Source organism: Mesorhizobium sp. BE184 (genome assembly GCF_031457045.1).
In the GTDB taxonomy this organism is placed as follows: domain Bacteria; phylum Pseudomonadota; class Alphaproteobacteria; order Rhizobiales; family Rhizobiaceae; genus Mesorhizobium.
The window spans coordinates 1,423,950-1,442,193 of the sequence record NZ_JAVDVU010000001.1; the positions used below are offsets into that span (position 1 = coordinate 1,423,950).

The window sequence follows — 18,244 nt, forward strand, 5'->3', positions numbered from 1 at the left end:
TCTGGAAAGTCGGGGTATGATCGCCCCGCGCCGAAGGTGTAAGCGCTGCCGACAGAGTTCCGGGGCGCGAGTCTCTCAGGCTTCAGACAGAGGGGCACGGACTGCCGCTTCAGCGGCTGGATGCGTGCGACTCTGGAGAAGACATGACGGGCGAAAACAATCTGAAATCCCTTCCTCTCGAGGATCTGCACAAGGCAGCCGGCGCGCGCTTCGGCGGCTTTGCCGGCTGGTCCATGCCGCTCACCTATCCGCTGGGCGTCATGAAGGAGCACCAGCACACCCGCGAACATGCCGGCCTGTTCGATATTTCGCATATGAAGCTTTTCGAAGTTTCGGGCGACGACGCGGCAAAGCTTCTGGCGCGGGCCTGCCCCTTCAATCCGGAGGCTCTCGCCATTGAGCAGTCCAAGTACACGTTCTTTCTGAACGATAAGGCTGGCATCATCGACGATCTGATCGTCACGAGGCTCAGACTGGACAGATACCTCGTCGTTGCGAACGCAGGGAATGCCGAGACAGACGAACAACATTTGCGGTCTTTGGCTGAAGATATGTCCGTCGAAATTAAGCCGCTTGATAGGGTCTTTTTGGCAATCCAGGGGCCTCACGCGTCGGCAACCCTCGCCCGCATCGGCGTTTTGACCGAATCTCTCAAATTCATGACCGGTGCGGATCGGATGCTTGGCTCTTTCATCAGCCGATCCGGGTACACGGGCGAGGACGGTTTCGAAATCGCGCTCCCCGAAGAGAAAGCGCATTCGTTCGTCGCCGAACTGCTCAAGGACCCGCGCGTCCAGTGGATCGGCCTCGCCGCCCGCGACAGCCTGCGCCTCGAGGCCGGGCTTTGCCTGCACGGCCAGGACATAACGCCCGGCACCAATCCGGTCGAGGCCGGCCTCATGTGGGCGATCCCCAAGGACATCCGCGCATCCGGCAGCTTCATCGGCGCGGACGCGCTCCGCACCGTCATCGAGCGCGGCGCACAGCGCAAACGCGTCGGCCTGAAGCCGGAAGGCCGCCAGCCGGTACGCGCCGGCGCTGCCCTGTTCGACGCCGAGGGCAATCCGGCCGGCGAAGTCACCTCCGGCGGTTTCGGCCCCTCGGCCGGCCATCCGGTCGCGATGGGCTACGTTTCGACGCCGCTGCCGAAAGCCGGAACCAGCCTGTTCGCCGATGTCCGCGGCACGAAAATTCCGATGGAAATCAGCCCCCTGCCCTTCACACCTCATCGTTATCACAAAGGATAAGTCCGTATGGCCAAGACCTATTTCACCACCGACCATGAATGGATCCGCGTCGAGGGCGATATCGCGACCGTCGGCATCACCGACTATGCGCAGGAACAGCTCGGCGATCTGGTCTTCGTCGAGTTGCCGGAAGCCGGCAAGGCGCTCTCGCGAGGCGACACCGCCGTGGTCGTCGAATCCGTCAAGGCCGCGTCCGATGTCTATGCGCCGGTCGACGGCGAAATCGTCGAGGCGAACCAGACGCTGTCTTCCGACCCCGCGCTGGTCAACTCCGCGGCCACGGGCGACGGCTGGCTCTGGAAGATGAAGCTGGCCGACACCGGCCAACTCGACGGCCTGCTCGATGAGGCAGGCTACAAGGCCCATATCGGCTAACACCGGGACAAACGTGATGACCGCAGCACCCTATCCTTTTTCCGCCCGCCACATCGGCCCCGGCACAGCCGAAACCCGCGCCATGCTGGCGACGATCGGCGTGCCCTCGGTCGAGACGCTGATATCGCAGGCCGTGCCGAAGTCGATCCGGCTGCAACGCCCCCTCGACCTGCCCGAACCGGCGACCGAGGCGGATGCGCTGGCCGAACTTGCGGCGAAGATGGCGAGGAACACGGTGCTGAAGAGCTTCATCGGCGCCGGTTATCATGGCGTGCACGTCCCGCCGGTCATCCAGCGCAACCTGTTCGAAAATCCGGCCTGGTACACCGCCTACACCCCTTATCAGGCGGAGATCAGCCAGGGCCGGCTGGAGCTGCTGTTCCATTTCCAGACCCTGGTGACCGAATTGACCGGCCTGCCGGTCGCATCGGCTTCGCTGCTGGATGAGGCGACGGCGGTGGCCGAAGCGGTCGGCATCGCCTTCCGCCATCATCGCGAGAAGCGCAGCAAGGTGGCGCTGGCCGGCGCGGCGCATCCGCAGACGCTTGATGTCCTGCGCACCCGCGCCGAACCGCTCGGCATGGAGGTCGATGGCGATGCCATCGATGAGAACACCGCCGCCCTTCTGGTTTCCTGGCCGGATACGAACGGCGTCTATGGCGACCACAAGGCTGCCATCGAAAAGGCCCGCGCCGCCGGCGTCATCGTTATTTTCGCCGCCGACCCGCTGGGGCTGACGCTGACCGACACGCCGGCCTCGCTCGGCGCCGACATCGCGGTTGGCCCGATGCAGCGCTTCGGTGTTCCGATGGGTTTCGGCGGCCCGCACGCGGCCTATTGCGCAGTCTCCGACAAGCTGACCCGCCTCATGCCCGGCCGTCTCGTCGGCCAATCGGTCGATGCGCATGGCCGCCCCGGGTATCGCCTCGCCCTGCAGACGCGCGAGCAGCACATCCGCCGCGACAAGGCGACGTCCAACATCTGCACCGCGCAGGCGCTGCTGGCGAACATGGCGGTTTCCTACGCCATCTGGCACGGGCCGGAAGGCCTGCAGGCCATCGCCGCCCGCATCCACGGACTGGCAGCGCGGCTGGCCGGGGGGCTCAAGGCATCCGGCGTGACGGTGCTCGGCGCCAGCCGCTTCGACACGGTGACGGTCGAGGTAAAGGGCAAGGCGGCGGCAATCGCCGCCGCCGCTGAAAAATCGGGCCGGCTGGTCCGCGTTCTCGATACCGACCATGTCGGCGTCGCCTTCGACGAGACCTCCACCGAAGCCGACCTCGAAGCGCTCGCCGCGCTGTTTGACGCAAAGCCGGGCGCAACATCGCAAAGCACCCTGCCCGGCAAGCCGCGCGGCAAGGAGTTCCTCACCCAGCCGGTCTTTCATGAAAACCGCTCCGAAACCGACATGATGCGCTTCCTGCGGCGGCTGGCGGACAAGGATCTGGCGCTCGACCGGGCGATGATCCCGCTTGGCTCCTGCACGATGAAGCTCAATGCCGCCGCCGAAATGATGCCGGTGAGCTGGCCGAGCATCGCCAACATGCACCCCTTCGCGCCCGCCGCGCACTCCGCCGGCTATCGCGACATGATCGCCGAACTGGAAGCCTGGTTGGCCGAAATCACCGGCTTCGACGGCGTCAGCCTGCAGCCCAATGCCGGCAGCCAGGGCGAATATGCCGGACTGCTCGCCATCCGCGCCTATCACAAGGCGCGCGGCGAAGGCCACCGCACCATCTGCCTGATCCCGGCGTCCGCGCACGGCACCAATCCGGCAAGTGCTGCCATGGCCGGCATGGATGTGGTCGTCGTGCGCTGCACCGAGGGCGGCAACATCGACATGGACGATTTGAAGGCGAAGGCTGACCAGCATGGCGGCAACCTCGCCGCGCTGATGTTCACCTATCCGTCCACCTATGGCGTGTTCGAGCCGGGCGCGCGCGACATCTGCGAGATCGTCCACAGCCATGGCGGCCAGGTCTATTTCGACGGCGCCAACCTGAACGCGCTGGTCGGCCTCGCCCAGCCGGGCGACATCGGAGCCGATGTCTGCCACATGAACCTGCACAAGACGTTCTGCATCCCGCATGGCGGCGGCGGACCGGGCGTCGGCCCGATCGGCGTCAAGGCACATCTGAAGCCCTACCTGCCCGGGCACGTCACGGAAGGCTCCGCTCATGCGGTGTCGGCGGCTCCCTTCGGCAGCGCCTCGATCCTGCCGATCACCTGGATGTACATCCGCATGATGGGCGCGTCAGGCCTGAAGCAGGCGACCGAGACGGCGATCCTGTCCGCAAACTATCTGGTGGCGCGGCTGGAGGCGTATTTCCCCGTGCTCTATAAGGGCGCCAGCGGCCGCGTCGCGCATGAATGCATCCTCGACACCCGCGTGCTGAAGGACAGCGCTGGCGTCTCCGTCGAAGATGTCGCCAAGCGCCTGATCGACTACGGCTTCCACGCGCCGACCATGTCGTGGCCGGTGGCGGGAACGCTGATGGTCGAGCCGACCGAATCCGAACCGAAGCGCGAACTGGACCGCTTCGCCGAAGCCATGATCGCGATTGCTGGTGAAGCCGAGAGGATCGGCAAGGGCGAATGGCCGCGTGACGACAATCCACTGGCCAATGCCCCGCACACCGCAGCCGAAGTGCTTGCGGGCGAGTGGAGCCATCCCTACTCGCGGCTTGAAGCCGCCTACCCCGGCGGCGGTCCGGACACGACCGCCAAATACTGGCCGCCGGTGTCTCGCATCGACAATGTCGCCGGCGACCGCAACCTCGTCTGCTCCTGCCCGCCGGTTTCTGAATATACCGACGCGGCGGAATAAGGAGCAAGAAAGACATGCGCAGACTGCCGCCCCATTTCCGGTTCATGGCGGCCTGCTTGTCCTTCGTCGCGGGCTTCGTCGATGCCCTCGGCTTCCTCAGCCTGGGCGGCTATTTCGTTTCCTTCATGAGCGGCAACTCAACCCGGTTGGCGGTCGGCGTGTGGGAAAGCCTGGCGCAAGCAGCGATGCCCGCCGGCCTCATCGCTCTCTTCGTGCTTGGCGTGACGGTCGGCACATTGCTTTCGCGCCGCGCCACGGGAGCGCAAGGACGCTCCATACTTCGGGCTATCGCCGCGCTCGTAGCGACCGCCGCCGCGATTGCCGGGCTTGGTTATGACCGCGCCGCGATACTGTTGGTGCCGATTGCCATGGGCGCCCTCAACACCATATTCCAGCGCGACGGCGAGGTTAGCGTCGGCGTAACCTACATGACCGGTACGCTGGTCAAGTTCGGCCAGTATCTCGCCGCTGCGCTGGCTGGCGGCGACCGTTGGGGTTGGTCGCCATACCTTCTGCTATGGGCCGGCCTGATAGTCGGTTCCATCTGCGGGGCGGCCGCATACCCGCTGTTCGGGCTGAACGCCCTCTGGCTGCCCGCGTTGGCGCTTGCAACCTTGAGCCTCGCCTGGCGCGAACCTGTGTTGACCGCGCAATAACGGGATCAGAACGCGGCGGCGGCATTGTTGGGCGAGCATTCAGTCGGAAAGTCCGCGGCCTTCGATCGGCCAGATCGCCTCCAGCCGGTCGCCGCGCACCAGATGGATCGCGTCGTGGAGATTGGCGGTCGGATCGCAATGCGGCACGGTGCATTCGATGCGGGCACCGGCCGCCGGCGGCGTCACGTCGGGAGGCAAAACGAGTTTGCCGAACTCATCGCCGACCCAAGCGATGGTGCCGATTTCCCTGCCATTCAGGAAGGCGCGGGGCGGCGGGCCGTCAATGGCGAAACTCTTGCTGCCGCCGTCGGTGATCGCCTCGCCTTTGGCGTTGTGCGCAATGATCGTGACCATGACGAACATGGAAAAGTCGAAAACCGGCCCGTTGGCGCCATGCAGTTCCACCGGCCTGTAGCCCTCGTCCATGAACACATAGGAGCCAGCTTGTACTTCGGTAAGCACCTGGTCCTCGAAGTCGAGCGCATGGCTGCCTGTCCCGCCCCCGGTGACGATTTTCGGCGCGAGCCCTGCCTCGGCCAGGCCAGCCAGGATGGTGGACAGCCCTTCATTGGCCGCGCGGTTGACGGCGCGGCGTTCGTCCGTCCTATGCACATGCTGCACGTGCCCGGCATAGGCCTGCACGCCCGCATAGATCAGCCCCGGCTCGGCCGCGATCATCCGCGCCAGCGCGACAGCGCCTTCCGGCGTGGTGACGCCGGTACGACCAAGGCCGGTGTCGCAATCGACCAGCACCGAGATCGTCGCGCCGGCCGCACGCGCCGCCGCCCCATAATCGGCGACAAGACCGGCGCGGTCGGCGACGACGCTCAGCGCGCAGCCCTTCGCCGCCGCCTGTACCAGACGATCGATCTTGCGGCGGCTCGATACCGGTGCGGTCAGCATGAGCGAAGCGACGCCTGCGTCGAACAGCGCCAGCAATTCGCCCGGTTTGGCGCAGGCGATGCCCAGGGCGCCGGCGTCGATCTGCGCCTTGGCTATGCCCGCGCATTTGTGCGTCTTGGCATGCGGACGAAGGCCCATGCCGGCTTCCCTCGCCAGGCCGGCCAAGGTTGCGACATTCTTCTCGAAGGCGGTGGCGTCGAGCAGCAAGGCCGGCGTCTCCAGCGCCGCGCGGCTTCCCGCCACCCCGATCAGGTCCGCGTTGAGGGCGGCGACACCCCTGTCCATTCAGGCACTCTCCGTCATTCTTGTGCGCAGCGCGCGCGTCGCAGCCTCGTCGACTGCAAGTGTAGCAGGATCGATGACGACGCCATAATCGCGCGCCGCGCCGGCAACCGAAACCTTGTCCTCGATCACATCGGCCAGCACCCGCGCCGGGGCGCGCTCCAACGCATCGCCGAAACCGCCGCCGCCCGCCCCCACCAGCCGAAAGATTTCACCCGCGCGCGCGGTGAAGGCGTTCATAGGCATGGCCGGCAGCATCCGCTCGCCGCCATCTGACGCGACAAGGATGTGGGCCGACGGACCGCCGGCGCCGCCGCCGTCGACGCCATAGGGCGGATGGTCGCGCCGGTCGCCGCGCAGATTGAAACGGGTTTCCTGATGGAAGCGGAATTCGCGGATGAACGCCATGCCGCCACGGTTGCGACCCGGCCCGCCTGTGTCTGTGACAAAGCCATAGCGGACGATTTCGACCGGCATCTCGGCCTCGATCATCTCGACCGGCTGGTTGGAGATATTGGCGGCGGGGTTGGATATGCCCTCGATGCCATCCCGATCGGCGCGCGCCCCCCAGGTGCCGACCAGCATCTCGTTGAGAACGAACTGCCTTCCCTGGTATGTGCCGCCTGCCGCCATCAGGAACGGCCCACCTTCCGAACCGCCGATGGCGCGTTCCGGCACCACCTTGGCCAGCGCCTGCATGATCGTGTCGAAGACGCGGTAACCGACGACGCCCCGCGCGCCGCAGGCGGCGGGGAACCGCGGGTTAAGAAGACAGCCTTCCGGCGCGCGCACGGTGATCGGCTTCAAATAGCCGTCGCAGTTTGGAATGTCGCGGCGCGACAGGCAGCGGATCGCCGTGAAGGCGGCCGATTCCGGCAGCGAGATCGGGCAGTTGATACTGGCAGCAACCTGATCCGACGTGCCGGTGAAGTCGATATCGATCGTGTCATCCTCGATGGTGACGGTGGCGCAGATACGAACTGGCACAGGGTTGTCGCCTAGCCCGTCGAGGAAATCCTCGCCGACATAGACGCCGTTCGGCAGTTCGCGGATCGTCTCGCGCATCATGGCCTCGGCATGCTCATGCAGTGCCTCGATATAGACGGGGAAATCCGCGCCGTAACGCTCGACCAGCGCGGTCAGGCCTTTCTCGGCCGTCGTGCAGGCGGCGATCTGCGCGCGCAGATCGCCCAGAACCTCCACCGGCTGCCTTGTGTTGGATTCGATGATGCCGAGCAGCGTGCCGTTCGGCTGGCCGGCCTCGTGCAGCTTCATCAGCGGAATGCGCAGGCCTTCCTGCTGAATCTCTGTCGCGTAGATGGCGACGCTGCCGGGCACGATGCCGCCGAGATCGGTGTGGTGCGCCACGGTCGTGGCAAACCCTGCCAGCGCGCCGTTATGGAAGATGGGCTTCAGCACATAGACGTCCGGCAGGTGCTGCCCGCCGGAGCCGTAGGGATCGTTGGTGATGAAGATATCGCCCGGCGCCATGTCGTCGCCGAAGCGCTCTCTGAGGAAGCGCATCACGCGCGGGAAGGAGCAGAGCTGGATCGGCAGCGTCAGCCCCTGCGCTATGATCCGGCCGTGTGGATCGCACAGGCCGGTGGAATAATCCATGATGTCGCGCACCACCGGTGAATAGGCGCTGCGCATGATGATCAGTGCCATCTCGTCGGCAATGGAAGACAGGCCGTTGCGGATCACCTCGAGCGTGATGGGATCGACGCGTTTCATCGTGGGGTCACCTCGATCTCGATGTTGCCTACAGCATCGAGGCGAGCCGATGCATGGGGCGGCACCACGCAGGTACAGTCGTAGTCCTCGATAATGAATGGACCTTGGCGCGGCTTCAGGCCCAGCGCATCGCGGCCAATCACCGCCGTCATCGCTGGTTCACTGCCAAAGGCGACCAAGCGGTCACGGCGCTCGAAGACAGGCGCTTTTGCGAAGCGTCCGATCGTCGAGGCCATCGGGACGCGCACCGCCAGCCGCGCATTGACGATCTGCACCGGATCGCCGCTGGAACGATGGCCGTAGGTGCGCTCATGCTCGCGGTGGAAACCCTCGACGAGCGCCTCGACGTCGCCGGTATCGGCGCCAGCAATGTTCAGCTCATAAGCCTGGCCGAAATAGCGCAGATCGGCGCTGAAGCGGAAATCGGCGGAACTGGGGTCATAGCCGTCGGCAGAGAGCGCCGCGGCGGCGCGGGCGCGCAGTTCAGCCTTGATGCAGGGCAGCCTTTCGGCGCCGAGCCGCGCCGCATCGACCAGCAATGGCTGGACGAATTCCTGCTCTACGTCGGAACGTAGCAGGCCGAAGCCGGAAAACACGCCGGCGGCCAGCGGCACCACGATGCTGCGGATGCCCAGCGTCGACGCGATGTCTGCGGCCACGACCGGGCCATTGCCGCCGAAGGCGACGAGCGTGAAGTCGCGCGGATCGCGCCCGCGATAGGTCGAGACCGCCTTGACGGCGCGTGTCATGGTCGACACCGCAAGCGTCAGAACGCCGCGCGCCGTGGTCAACACATCCTGGCCTAACGGATCGGCGACCTGGCTGCGCAGCGCGGCGCGGCCGGCGGCGGCATCGACCTGGATGGAACCGCCGGCCAGCGTCACATCGTTGATGTAGCCAAGGGTGACGAACACGTCGGTCAGCGTGGCGCGGGTGCCGCCGCGCCCATAGCAGACCGGGCCTGGCATGGCGCCGGCGCTTTCGGGACCGACCGTGACGCGGCCCAGGCTATCCAGCGCGACGAGGCTGCCGCCGCCGGCGCCGATCTCGGAAACGTCGATGAACGGCATCTTGATGGGATAGCCGCCGCCCTTCACCAGCTTGCTGGACAGGTTGATCCCGGCGCCGACCTCGTATTCGTCGGTGCGGGCGGCCTCGCCATTCTCGATCAGCGCCGCCTTGGCGGTGGTGCCGCCCATGTCGAAGGAAATGATGTTAGCGCCGCGCTCTTCGCCGCGTACCAGCCGCGCGCAGGCGATGACGCCGGCTGCCGGACCCGATTCCACCAGAGAGGCGGCGCGCCTGACCGATGCCGCCAGCCGCATGACGCCGCCGCCCGAATGCATCATCTCGATTGGCGCGGTTACGCCAATGTCCGCCAGCCGGGCGGCCAGCGCCATGGCGTAGTTGCGGATCACCGGACCGACATAGGCGTTCACGACGGCGGTCGAGGTGCGCTCATATTCGCGGATCTCGGGCAGGATTTCCGAGGCGCGGCAGATATAGACGCCATCGCCCAGCACAGCGCGCAGGATCTCTTCCGTGCGGATTTCATGTGCGGCGTTGGCATAGGCATGAAGATAGCTGATGGCGATCGCCTCGACGCCCTCGGTGCGGAAGCGCTCGGCGGCTCGAACCACGTCATCCTCGTCGAGCGGGACGCGCACCTTGCCGTCCGGCCCCAGCCGCTCGCGCACTTCCAGCCGCAAACGACGCGGCACCAGCGGCGGCGGCTTGTCATATTGCAGGTCATAGAGGACCGGAATGCGCAGCCGGCGCAGTTCCAGAACATCGCGGAAACCGGCGGTGGTGACGAGCCCGGTCACCGCGCCCTTGAATTCGAGGATCGTGTTGGTGGCCACGGTTGTGGCGTGCACGATGCCGGTGATCGCCTTGGGATCGATGGCCAAGTCGCCGATCAGCGCGGCGAGGCCCGTCGCAATGCCGCGGCTGTAATCGTCCGGCGTGGAGGCGACCTTGCGGATATCGACCGTCCCGGCATCGTCAACCAAGGCGATGTCGGTGAACGTGCCGCCAATGTCGATGCCGATGCGGTAGGTTGCGGTGCTCATGCGTTCAGCTTCTTCCGGTGAATGCGGGCGAAAATGGGTGTGCGGGGCGCGTCGGTGGCGCTGTCAGTTGAGGGCAGCGGGCAGGAACATCGCGATCTGCGGAAAGACGATCAGCAGCGCCATCAGAAGCACCATCGCCAGCACGAAAGGCGTCGAACCCCACGCAATGTCGCTGATGCGGCCGGTGCGCCTGATCCCCTGGATGACGAAGAGGTTGATGCCAACCGGCGGCAGGATCATGCCCGCCTGCATCAGCACCACCAGCATGACGCCGAACCAGACGCCGTCGAAACCGGCGGCGAAGACCACAGGCGCGATGACCGGTACCGTGGAGATCATCATCGCCATCTCGTCCATGAAAGCACCGAGGATCAGGTAGAAAACGATGACTGCCATCATCAGACCGAGCGGCGGAAGATCATATGCGGTGACGAGATTGACGACGGCGGTGGTGAGGCCGACTGCGGTCATGACGAAGTTGAGGAAGAAGGCAGCCACCACGATCAGCATGATCATGCCGGTGGTCTTCATCGTGTTCTCCACCGCGGTGACGAAGATCGCCACGCTGAACCGCCCGCGCACCACCGTCAGGATCAGCGCGGCGACGACGCCGAGCGCGGCGGACTCCGTCGCCGTCGCCCAGCCCATGTAGATCGAGCCGATGACGACGACGAAAATGAAGATGGGCGGCAGGAATTCCGCCAGCAGCCGCAGGCGCTCCGGCCAGCTCACGGCGACCGACGTGCCGCCGAAACCAGGGCGGATGGTGCAGGCGACCGCCACCACGGCCATGAACATCAGCGCCAGCAGCAGTCCCGGAATGATGCCGGCCAGGTAGAGTTTCGGGATCGACGTGTTGGTAATCAGCCCATAGACGATGAGATTGATCGACGGCGGGATCAGGATGCCGAGCGTGCCGCCGGCGGCAAGCGTGCCGAGGAAGAGCGGCGGGTTGTAGGCATATTTGCTCATCTGCGGCATGGCCGTGGTGCCGACCGTTGCGGCGGTCGCCACACTCGATCCGCACATGGAGGCAAACAGGGCGCAGGAGCCTATGTTGGCATGCATCAGCCCCCCCGGCATCCATGACAGCCAGGCAGCGACCGCCGCATACATGCGGTCGGCGATGCCCGAGCGCAGCAGGATTTCACCCAGCAGTACGAACAGCGGGATCGACACCATCAGGAAGCCGGTGGACGAACTCCAGGCGACCTCGCCCATGGCGCGGGTCAGCGGCAGCACGCTGAAGAACTCCGCGAGTCCCATACCGACCAGACCAAGACCGATGGCAATGGGTAGGCCGAGCGCCAGGAGTGCGATCATGGCACCGAGTGCGAAGACGATCATAGCGGGAGCACTCCGGTGCCGTCGGCCTTGCGCTGCGCGGTATCGGCGAGCTCGGCGCGCAGTTCCTCCTCGAGTTCCGGTGCGCCAGCCAGCCGCCGCACCTCCCGCCAGTCGCGCCGTACCAGGGCCAGCGCGCAACAGACGAGCAGCACGATCGCCACCAGCAGGAACCACGCCAGGCCGGCCAGCCACAGCGCCTGCGGCACTGCCTTCGGGATGGCCAGGGAACTTTGCGAGGAGGCGCCGAAATGGATGCTGGTCATCAGTACGCCGGCGGCGAAATAAACCATAGCGCCCATGAACAGCACCGTTCCGGCGAGGCTGACGAGATCGAGCAGAGCGCGCGTCTTTTCGTCGAAATAGCTGTAAACCGTGTCGATGCGCACATGCGCCTTGTCGAGCAGCACGGCGCCGAAACTCCAGGCCGTGCCGACGGCGAGCGCAAAACCCGCCAGTTCATCGACGCCGCCCAGCGAGTGCCGGAACACCTGCCGCATGACGATCTCCACGACGATCAGCGCCGTGGCGATCACCATCAGGAAGCCGCCAGCGAGAAGGATGTAGCGGGAAACGGCGCGCAACCCCTTGAGCGGCGTGGGGCCGGCCGGAATGCTGCGCGCCGTCATGGTCACTTTGCCTTGGCGGTGAAGCCGAGGGTCTTGCCGACCGTCTCATTCCATTCAGCCACGCAGGCTTCGCCGCAGCGCTCTGCCCAGCGCGGCAGGATAGTCTCGGTCACCATGCCGGCCAGAAGCGCCTTGTCGGCGTCCGATACGTCGACCAGCTTCATATTGGCCTTGATGCCGTTCTTGCACTCGCCGATGCCCGTATTGCAGTTGACGCCTTCGGTCGCGGCTCCCGCCACATGCGTCCACATCTCGTCTTCGAGCTTGGCGAAGGATTCGGTCAGAAACGCCTTGGTCGGCTCGTCGAGCTGATTCCAGGTGTCGAGGTTGATCGCGCTGAAATAGGGCGACCAGCCAAGCACCAGCGGGAAGAGATGGTCTGTAACCTCCCACCATTTGGCGCTGTTACCGGGGCCGGTGCCGGTGACGCCGCAATCGGCCGTGCCGTTCTGCAGCGCCGGCACGACCTCGGCGAAGGACAGGTTGACAGGCGTGCCGCCAACCGCTTCGACGAAATCGGACAAGGTCTGGTTGAAGGTGCGGATCTTCTTACCGGCGAGGTCGGCGACACCCTTGATCTCCCCCTTGCAGAACAACACCTGCGGTGGCGACGGCCACATCATCAGAAGGTGCGCGTTGAAATTCTCCTGCATGTTTTTGTCGATGACCGGCCGATAGGCATCGACCGCCTTGCGCATGGTGTCGATGTCGAGGATGGCGCCCGAAAGGTCGAGCCCGTCGTAGAGCTTGAAGTCGCCGGCGACGAAGCTGACCGGACCGGTGACGATGTCGGCGATCCTGAGCTTCAGCAGACGCAGCGTCTCGTCGCCCTTGAGCCCCAGCGTATCGAGGCTGTTGAAGTCGGCTGTGATCCTGCCCTTCGAGAGTTCCGGCATGGATTTCTGCCAGAACGGCTGCTCAACCGCGGTGGTCATGGTCACGTTGCTCCAGCCGCCGATGACTTTCAGGCGAAGTTCCTGGAGTTCCTGCGCATGCACGGCGCCGATCGTGGCGGCGCTGAGCGCCAGGGATAGAAGTGCCGAAGTGAGTTTCTTCATTGTTGTTCCCCTGCTGGCTCGCTGCCGGCGGCAACGGCTACGACAAACCTATACGGCTCCTTTGATCGGCTCCAATTGATTTCATACCCGGCAGTGATAGGCTTACCTTATCATGCGGCTGACCCTCGCCCAGATCGAAACCTTTTACTGGATCGCCCGGCTCGGATCCTTTCACGCGGCCGCGCGCCAGCTCTGCGTCACGCAGCCTTCGGTGTCGGGTCGGATTCGGGAACTGGAGCGCGATCTCGGCTGTGCCCTGTTCGACCGCACCAGCGGGCGCACCCGGCTGACGGAGGCTGGCAAGGCGATCCAGCGGCAGGCCGAACAGATGCTGTCGCTGGCGCGCGAGATTCATGACGAGACCAGCACCGGCAAGCTGCGCGGTCTGCTGCGGCTCGGCGTGGTGGAAACAGTGGCGCATATCGCCCTCCCAGGGCTGATCCGCCGGCTCAACGCCACCAAGCCGGACCTGCGCATCGAACTGGCCGTCGATGTCGGGGCCATGCTGCTGCGTCAGCTGGACGAACGCCAGCTCGATGTCGCCATCACCACGGATGCCATGGCTTCCGACGGCATCATCGTCCACCCGCTGGGTGAGGTCGACCTGGCCTGGCTGGGACCGGCGTCCCATCCCCTCGCAGGCAAGACGCTAACACCCGCCGATCTGGTCGATGAAGCGATCTTCACCCAGCCGGAGATTTCGACCATCGGCAAGACGATCCGCCAGTGGTTCGATACCGGCCGCTGCATGCCGAAATCGCTGAGCGGCTGCAACTCGCTTTCCGTCACCAGTGAGCTGGTGGCGGCCGGGCTCGGCTTTGCCGTGATGACGCCGGCGATCGTGCGCGACGACATCGCCGCCCGCATCCACCGGTTCGAGGCAAGTCCGCCCATTCCGCGCCGCACATTGTCGGTCGCCTCGCTGGCGGAGACCTGGTCGAGCGACGTCCAGTTCATCTCGAAATTCGTGGCCGACACATTCCGGGCGCAAGCTGCGCTGCGATAGTTGCCCGCTTCGACGCGCGGCCCATCTCAGCCGCGCCCAAGGGTACGCGGTGGACGCCTCAGCTAGGCCGCCGGGAAAGCAGCGTCCGGCACCACCACCAGCTTGCCGACGAAGCCCTTTTCCATGAAATCCGTCTGGGCGCGATGGAAATCCGACAGCCTGTAGACGCCGCCGACGACCGGCCTGATCTTCTTCTGCTCGATATAGCCGACGATGCGGCGGAAATCGCCGCGCGTGCCTTGGCTGGAACCGTGAAGCTGCAGCTGCTTGAGATACATGGTGCGCAGATCGAGCTGCACGACCGGCCCGGCGATGGCGCCGGCTGTCGTATAGCGGCCTTCCGGCCGCAGGATGGTCAGGAGATCGTTGAACATCGCGCCGCCCACCAGATCGGCGACCACGTCGATGGACGCGCCGGCCGTCGCACGTTGAACCTGCGAGACGAGATCACCGTCGCCGCGCGTGATCACCGCCGCGGCGCCCAGCGCGAGGACCTGGTCTTCCTTGCCCTTGCCGACGACGGCATAAGGAATGGCGCCGCGCGCCCGCGCCAGTTGCACGATGCCCGAACCGACGCCGCCCGACGCACCGGTAACGAGGACGCGTTCGCCGGCTTTGAGCGCGGCCCGCTCCAGCATCTGCTCGCCGGTCAGATAGGCGCAGCAGAAGGTGGCCAGTTCGATGTCCGTCAGGTCGGTATCGACGACATGCGCGTTCTCGGCCGGAAGCGTCTGGTATTCAGCATAACCGCCGTCACGGCCATGGCCCATATAATCGATGTCGGCCAGCGAATCGTCGTCGCGATTGTAGATCGAGAAATCGACCATCACCCGTTCGCCGATGCGCGACGGAGCGACGCCATCGCCGACCGCGACGATGGTGCCGACCGTGTCCGTGCCCTGGATGCGCGGAAAGGTCAGCGTGTTGCCCTGCCGGCGCCAGGTCGAAACCGCATCGGGGTCGGCTTCGGTGCCATAGGCGCCCTTGCGCACCCAGACATCGGTGTTGTTCATGCCGCATGCGGTGACGCGGACGAGGACTTCGCCGGCCGCCGGCTGCGGGACCGGAAAATCCGTGCGGTAGACGAGCTTGTCCAGATTGCCATGGCCGGTGAGCACTATGGCGGCCATAGTCCTCGGAACGGTCGGCACGGTGCGCACTGTCATGCCAGTACCCCGCGGATCGCGGCGGCGGCTGCGCCGACGACGATGTCCGCTTCTTCACGCGTCAGGCAGAGCGGCGGCGCGAAGCCGAGGATATCGCCCTGCGGCATGGCCCGGCCGATAACGCCACGCTCCAGAAGCGCCGCCGCGACCTGCGGTCCGATCTTCTTCGCCGGATCGAAGAACTTGCGGTCGTCCCTGTCTTCGACGAATTCGACGGCGGCGAGCAGGCCGTCGCCGCGCACGTCGCCGACATTGGGATGATCGCCGACCGCCTGCCCCAACTGCTGGCGGAAATAAGCGCCGGTCGAAGCGGCGTTCTCGACCAGGCCGAGTTCGTCGATCAGTTCCAGATTGGCAACCCCGGCGGCCGCGCAGAGCGGGTGCGCGGCATAGGTCCAGCCATGGCCGATGGCGCCCAGCTTATCGGAACCCTGCACCAGCACGTCCCACATGGCGTCCCCGACGATTACCCCGGAAAGCGGCGCATAGGCGGAGGTAAGGCCCTTGGCGATGGTGATCAGGTCGGGCTTGATGCCGTAGTGGTCGGAGCCGAACATGGTGCCGAGCCGCCCGAAGCCGGTCACCACCTCGTCGGCGACCAGCAGCACATCGTATTTCTTCAGCACCACCTGGATTCTCTCCCAGTAGCCGGCTGGCGGCGGCACGATGCCGCCGGTGCCGAGGATCGGCTCGCCGATAAAGGCGGCGACCGTCTCCGGACCTTCGGCCAGGATCATTTCCTCAAGCTTGTCGGCGCAATGCTGCGAAAACTGCTCCTCGCTCATCGAGCGGTCGGCGCGGCGGAAATAATAGGGCGCTTCGGTGTGCAGGATCGGCGCCCGCGGCAGGTCGAACGCATTGTGGAAGAGTTCCAGCCCGGTCAGCGAACCGGTCATGACGCCGGAACCGTGATAGCCGCGCCAGCGCGAGATGATCTTCTTCTTCTCCGGCCGGCCGAGCACATTGTTGTAGTACCAGATCAGCTTGATGTTGGTTTCGTTGGCATCTGAACCCGAGAGGCCGAAATAGACCTTCGACATGCCGGCCGGCGCCCGGTCGATCACCATCTTGGCAAGCGTGATCGAGGCATCCGTGCCGTGGCCGACATAGGCGTGGTAGTAGGCCAGTTGCCTGGCCTGCGCGGCGATCGCATCGGCGATCTTCTCGCGGCCGTAGCCGACATTCACGCAATACAGTCCCGCGAATGCGTCGAGGCTTTTGCGGCCGGTCACATCGGTGATGTAGACGCCGTCGCCACCGGAGATGACCCGGGTCGGCGTCTCGCCACGGGCGTGCATGCCCATATGCGTCGACGGGTGGAAGAAATGATCGCGGTCCCAGGCGGTGCGTTCATTGGATGGATCGAGCATTTGGAACTCCTTGATCAACGATTTTGTGGACGCGGCCTCAGGCTGCGTCGAGGCAGATGTATTTGAGGTCGGTGAAGGCTTCGATGCCGTAGCGCGAGCCCTCACGGCCGAGGCCGGATTGCTTGATGCCGCCAAAAGGGATGGGCGCGCCGGTGATCTTGACGCGGTTGATCGCCACCATGCCGTAGTCCAGGGCGCGGGCCAAGCGCAGCTGCCGGGCGCCGTTTTCGGTGACGACATAGGCAACAAGGCCGTACTCGGTTGCATTGGCCCGGCCGATGATTTCAGCTTCGCTGTCGAACGGCGCTACGGCCGCCACCGGCCCGAACGTCTCGTCATGCATGATCTCGGCATCGTTGGGAACATCGACGAGAAGCGTCGGCTCGAAGAAAAATTCGCCCTGCCCCGAGCGCTTGCCGCCGACCATGCAACGCGCGCCCTTGGCCAGCGCATCGGCCACCTGCTGCTCTACCTTGGCGACGGCGCGGCCATGCATAAGCGGGCCGATCTGCGACCTTTCGTCGAGGCCGTGGCCGAGCTTCAATGCCGCGATGCGCCGGGCATAGGCATCGCAGAACTTTGCATAAACGCCGCGCTGCACGAAGATGCGGTTCGCCGCCAGGCAATCCTGGCCGGAGGTGGCGAACTTGGCGTCGATGGCGATGTCGACGGCGCGGCCGAGCTCCGCATCATCGAAGACGATCAGCGGCGCATGGCCGCCCAGCTCCATGATCAGCCGCTTCACCGTCGGTGCGCATTGCGACGCGACCAGGCGGCCGATTTCGGTGGAGCCGGTGAAGCTGAGCGCCCGCACGCGGGAGTCGCGGCACATCTCGCCCACGATCGCGGCTGCGCTGCCGGTCAGCACATTGAAAACGCCTCCCGGCAGGCCGGCGCGCTCACCGAGTTCGGCCAGAGCCAGTGCCGAAAGCGGGGTCTCGGACGATGGATGCGCGACCACGCTGCATCCGGCGGCGAGCGCCGCGGCGGCCTTTCGCGTCAGCATGGCAGAGGGAAAATTCCACGGAGTGACCAGGGCGACGACCCCAACCGGCTCGCGCCGCACCATCATCTCGGCGCCGGGCAGATGACTGGTGACGCCCTCGGCGTTCAGCCGTTTGCCCTCTTCGGCATACCACTCGATGAAAGAGGCTGCGTAATCGATCTCACCGCGCGATTCCGCCAGCGGCTTGCCCTGCTCCAGCGTCATGATCAGCGCCAGATCGTCCTTTGCGGCCAGCATCAGCTCGAACCAGCGGCGCAGGATCGTCGCGCGCTGTTGCGGGAGAAGGGCCCGCCACGCCGGCAGGGCTGTGCTGGCGGCGTCGATGGCCGCCGCCGTCTGGCGGGCGTCGAGCGCGGCGACATTGGCGATCACCGTGCCGCTGGCCGGATTTGTCACCGGAAACGATTCGACATGGCTTCCCGCCGTCCACTTGCCATCGACATAGGCGAGTTGGCGCAGCAGACGCGGATCAGTGAGACGGTCGAGTTCGCCGCTGTGCGCGACGGCTTCCAGTCGTACGTTCATCGGAGCCTCCAGGACGCACCGATGATATGACCGCTGTGCCAGCA

At 65.5% G+C, this 18,244-nt stretch carries 14 protein-coding genes; 5 read left to right on the forward strand and 9 right to left on the reverse strand.

The window, feature by feature from the left end; all coding sequences use genetic code 11:
• The first annotated feature begins 143 nt into the window (after positions 1-143).
• From gcvT to J2X35_RS07015, 4 genes are read left to right on the forward strand one after another with little or no spacing between them, the layout of a single operon-like run.
• Positions 144-1,247 carry a glycine cleavage system aminomethyltransferase GcvT gene (gene gcvT / locus J2X35_RS07000; protein WP_310183257.1) on the forward strand — a complete coding sequence of 368 codons (1,104 nt, stop codon included), beginning with the start codon at positions 144-146 and terminating at the stop codon, positions 1,245-1,247.
• 6 nt (positions 1,248-1,253) lie between these two features.
• A complete protein-coding gene (gene gcvH, locus J2X35_RS07005; RefSeq protein WP_056109956.1) occupies positions 1,254-1,622 on the forward strand; it encodes a glycine cleavage system protein GcvH in 369 nt (122 codons plus the stop codon).
• 13 nt (positions 1,623-1,635) lie between these two features.
• The gene (gene gcvP / locus J2X35_RS07010) at positions 1,636-4,449 is read left to right on the forward strand and encodes an aminomethyl-transferring glycine dehydrogenase (RefSeq protein WP_310183258.1); all 2,814 of its coding nucleotides are present in this window, start codon (positions 1,636-1,638) and stop codon (positions 4,447-4,449) included.
• Between the two features lie 14 nt (positions 4,450-4,463).
• On the forward strand, positions 4,464-5,105 hold the full coding sequence (locus J2X35_RS07015) for a YoaK family protein (protein ID WP_310183259.1): 642 nt from the start codon (positions 4,464-4,466) through the stop codon (positions 5,103-5,105).
• A 39-nt stretch (positions 5,106-5,144) separates the two neighbouring features.
• On the opposite strand, the gene J2X35_RS07020 is transcribed toward J2X35_RS07015, so the two are convergent.
• From J2X35_RS07020 to J2X35_RS07045, 6 genes are all read right to left on the reverse strand, one after another.
• Positions 5,145-6,293, reverse strand: a complete 1,149-nt coding sequence (locus J2X35_RS07020) for a DSD1 family PLP-dependent enzyme (protein WP_310183261.1) — start codon at positions 6,291-6,293, stop codon at positions 5,145-5,147.
• On the reverse strand, positions 6,294-8,024 hold the full coding sequence (locus tag J2X35_RS07025) for a hydantoinase B/oxoprolinase family protein (RefSeq protein WP_310183263.1): 1,731 nt from the start codon (positions 8,022-8,024) through the stop codon (positions 6,294-6,296).
• Positions 8,021-10,096, reverse strand: coding sequence for a hydantoinase/oxoprolinase family protein (locus tag J2X35_RS07030; protein WP_310183265.1), 2,076 nt, complete (start codon positions 10,094-10,096; stop codon positions 8,021-8,023). The genes J2X35_RS07025 and J2X35_RS07030 overlap by 4 nt, the downstream gene beginning before the upstream one ends.
• Before the next feature lie 63 nt (positions 10,097-10,159).
• Positions 10,160-11,443 carry a TRAP transporter large permease gene (locus J2X35_RS07035; RefSeq protein WP_310183266.1) on the reverse strand — a complete coding sequence of 428 codons (1,284 nt, stop codon included), beginning with the start codon at positions 11,441-11,443 and terminating at the stop codon, positions 10,160-10,162.
• Positions 11,440-12,069, reverse strand: coding sequence for a TRAP transporter small permease (locus J2X35_RS07040; protein WP_310183267.1), 630 nt, complete (start codon positions 12,067-12,069; stop codon positions 11,440-11,442). The genes J2X35_RS07035 and J2X35_RS07040 overlap by 4 nt, the downstream gene beginning before the upstream one ends.
• A gap of 2 nt (positions 12,070-12,071) precedes the next feature.
• On the reverse strand, positions 12,072-13,127 hold the full coding sequence (locus J2X35_RS07045; RefSeq protein ID WP_310183269.1) for a TRAP transporter substrate-binding protein: 1,056 nt from the start codon (positions 13,125-13,127) through the stop codon (positions 12,072-12,074).
• 112 nt (positions 13,128-13,239) lie between these two features.
• On the opposite strand from J2X35_RS07045, the gene J2X35_RS07050 reads away from it, so the two are divergent.
• Entirely contained in the window at positions 13,240-14,133 is an 894-nt protein-coding gene (locus tag J2X35_RS07050; protein WP_310183271.1) for a LysR family transcriptional regulator, read from the forward strand.
• 62 nt (positions 14,134-14,195) lie between these two features.
• Here the strand turns inward: J2X35_RS07050 and J2X35_RS07055 are convergent, their stop codons facing one another.
• From J2X35_RS07055 to J2X35_RS07065, 3 genes are read right to left on the reverse strand one after another with little or no spacing between them, the layout of a single operon-like run.
• Positions 14,196-15,299: an alcohol dehydrogenase family protein gene (locus J2X35_RS07055; protein ID WP_310183273.1), complete on the reverse strand. Its 1,104-nt coding sequence runs from the start codon at positions 15,297-15,299 to the stop codon at positions 14,196-14,198.
• Positions 15,296-16,669 carry an aspartate aminotransferase family protein gene (locus J2X35_RS07060; RefSeq protein ID WP_310183274.1) on the reverse strand — a complete coding sequence of 458 codons (1,374 nt, stop codon included), beginning with the start codon at positions 16,667-16,669 and terminating at the stop codon, positions 15,296-15,298. The genes J2X35_RS07055 and J2X35_RS07060 overlap by 4 nt, the downstream gene beginning before the upstream one ends.
• Positions 16,670-16,706: 37 nt before the next feature.
• Entirely contained in the window at positions 16,707-18,200 is a 1,494-nt protein-coding gene (locus J2X35_RS07065; RefSeq protein WP_310183278.1) for an NAD-dependent succinate-semialdehyde dehydrogenase, read from the reverse strand.
• Positions 18,201-18,244 lie beyond the last annotated feature (44 nt).

What these genes read in the sequence shown, in the direction of transcription:
- J2X35_RS07065 (WP_310183278.1), bottom strand. Translation starts at nt 18,200, where the DNA reads ATGAACGTACGACTGGAAGCCGTCGCGCACAGCGGCGAACTCGACCGT.
- J2X35_RS07045 (WP_310183269.1), bottom strand. Translation starts at nt 13,127, where the DNA reads ATGAAGAAACTCACTTCGGCACTTCTATCCCTGGCGCTCAGCGCCGCC.
- J2X35_RS07015 (WP_310183259.1), top strand. Translation starts at nt 4,464, where the DNA reads ATGCGCAGACTGCCGCCCCATTTCCGGTTCATGGCGGCCTGCTTGTCC.
- gcvH (WP_056109956.1), top strand. Translation starts at nt 1,254, where the DNA reads ATGGCCAAGACCTATTTCACCACCGACCATGAATGGATCCGCGTCGAG.
- J2X35_RS07030 (WP_310183265.1), bottom strand. Translation starts at nt 10,096, where the DNA reads ATGAGCACCGCAACCTACCGCATCGGCATCGACATTGGCGGCACGTTC.
- J2X35_RS07020 (WP_310183261.1), bottom strand. Translation starts at nt 6,293, where the DNA reads ATGGACAGGGGTGTCGCCGCCCTCAACGCGGACCTGATCGGGGTGGCG.
- J2X35_RS07035 (WP_310183266.1), bottom strand. Translation starts at nt 11,443, where the DNA reads ATGATCGTCTTCGCACTCGGTGCCATGATCGCACTCCTGGCGCTCGGC.
- J2X35_RS07060 (WP_310183274.1), bottom strand. Translation starts at nt 16,669, where the DNA reads ATGCTCGATCCATCCAATGAACGCACCGCCTGGGACCGCGATCATTTC.
- J2X35_RS07040 (WP_310183267.1), bottom strand. Translation starts at nt 12,069, where the DNA reads ATGACGGCGCGCAGCATTCCGGCCGGCCCCACGCCGCTCAAGGGGTTG.
- J2X35_RS07025 (WP_310183263.1), bottom strand. Translation starts at nt 8,024, where the DNA reads ATGAAACGCGTCGATCCCATCACGCTCGAGGTGATCCGCAACGGCCTG.
- J2X35_RS07050 (WP_310183271.1), top strand. Translation starts at nt 13,240, where the DNA reads ATGCGGCTGACCCTCGCCCAGATCGAAACCTTTTACTGGATCGCCCGG.
- gcvT (WP_310183257.1), top strand. Translation starts at nt 144, where the DNA reads ATGACGGGCGAAAACAATCTGAAATCCCTTCCTCTCGAGGATCTGCAC.
- J2X35_RS07055 (WP_310183273.1), bottom strand. Translation starts at nt 15,299, where the DNA reads ATGACAGTGCGCACCGTGCCGACCGTTCCGAGGACTATGGCCGCCATA.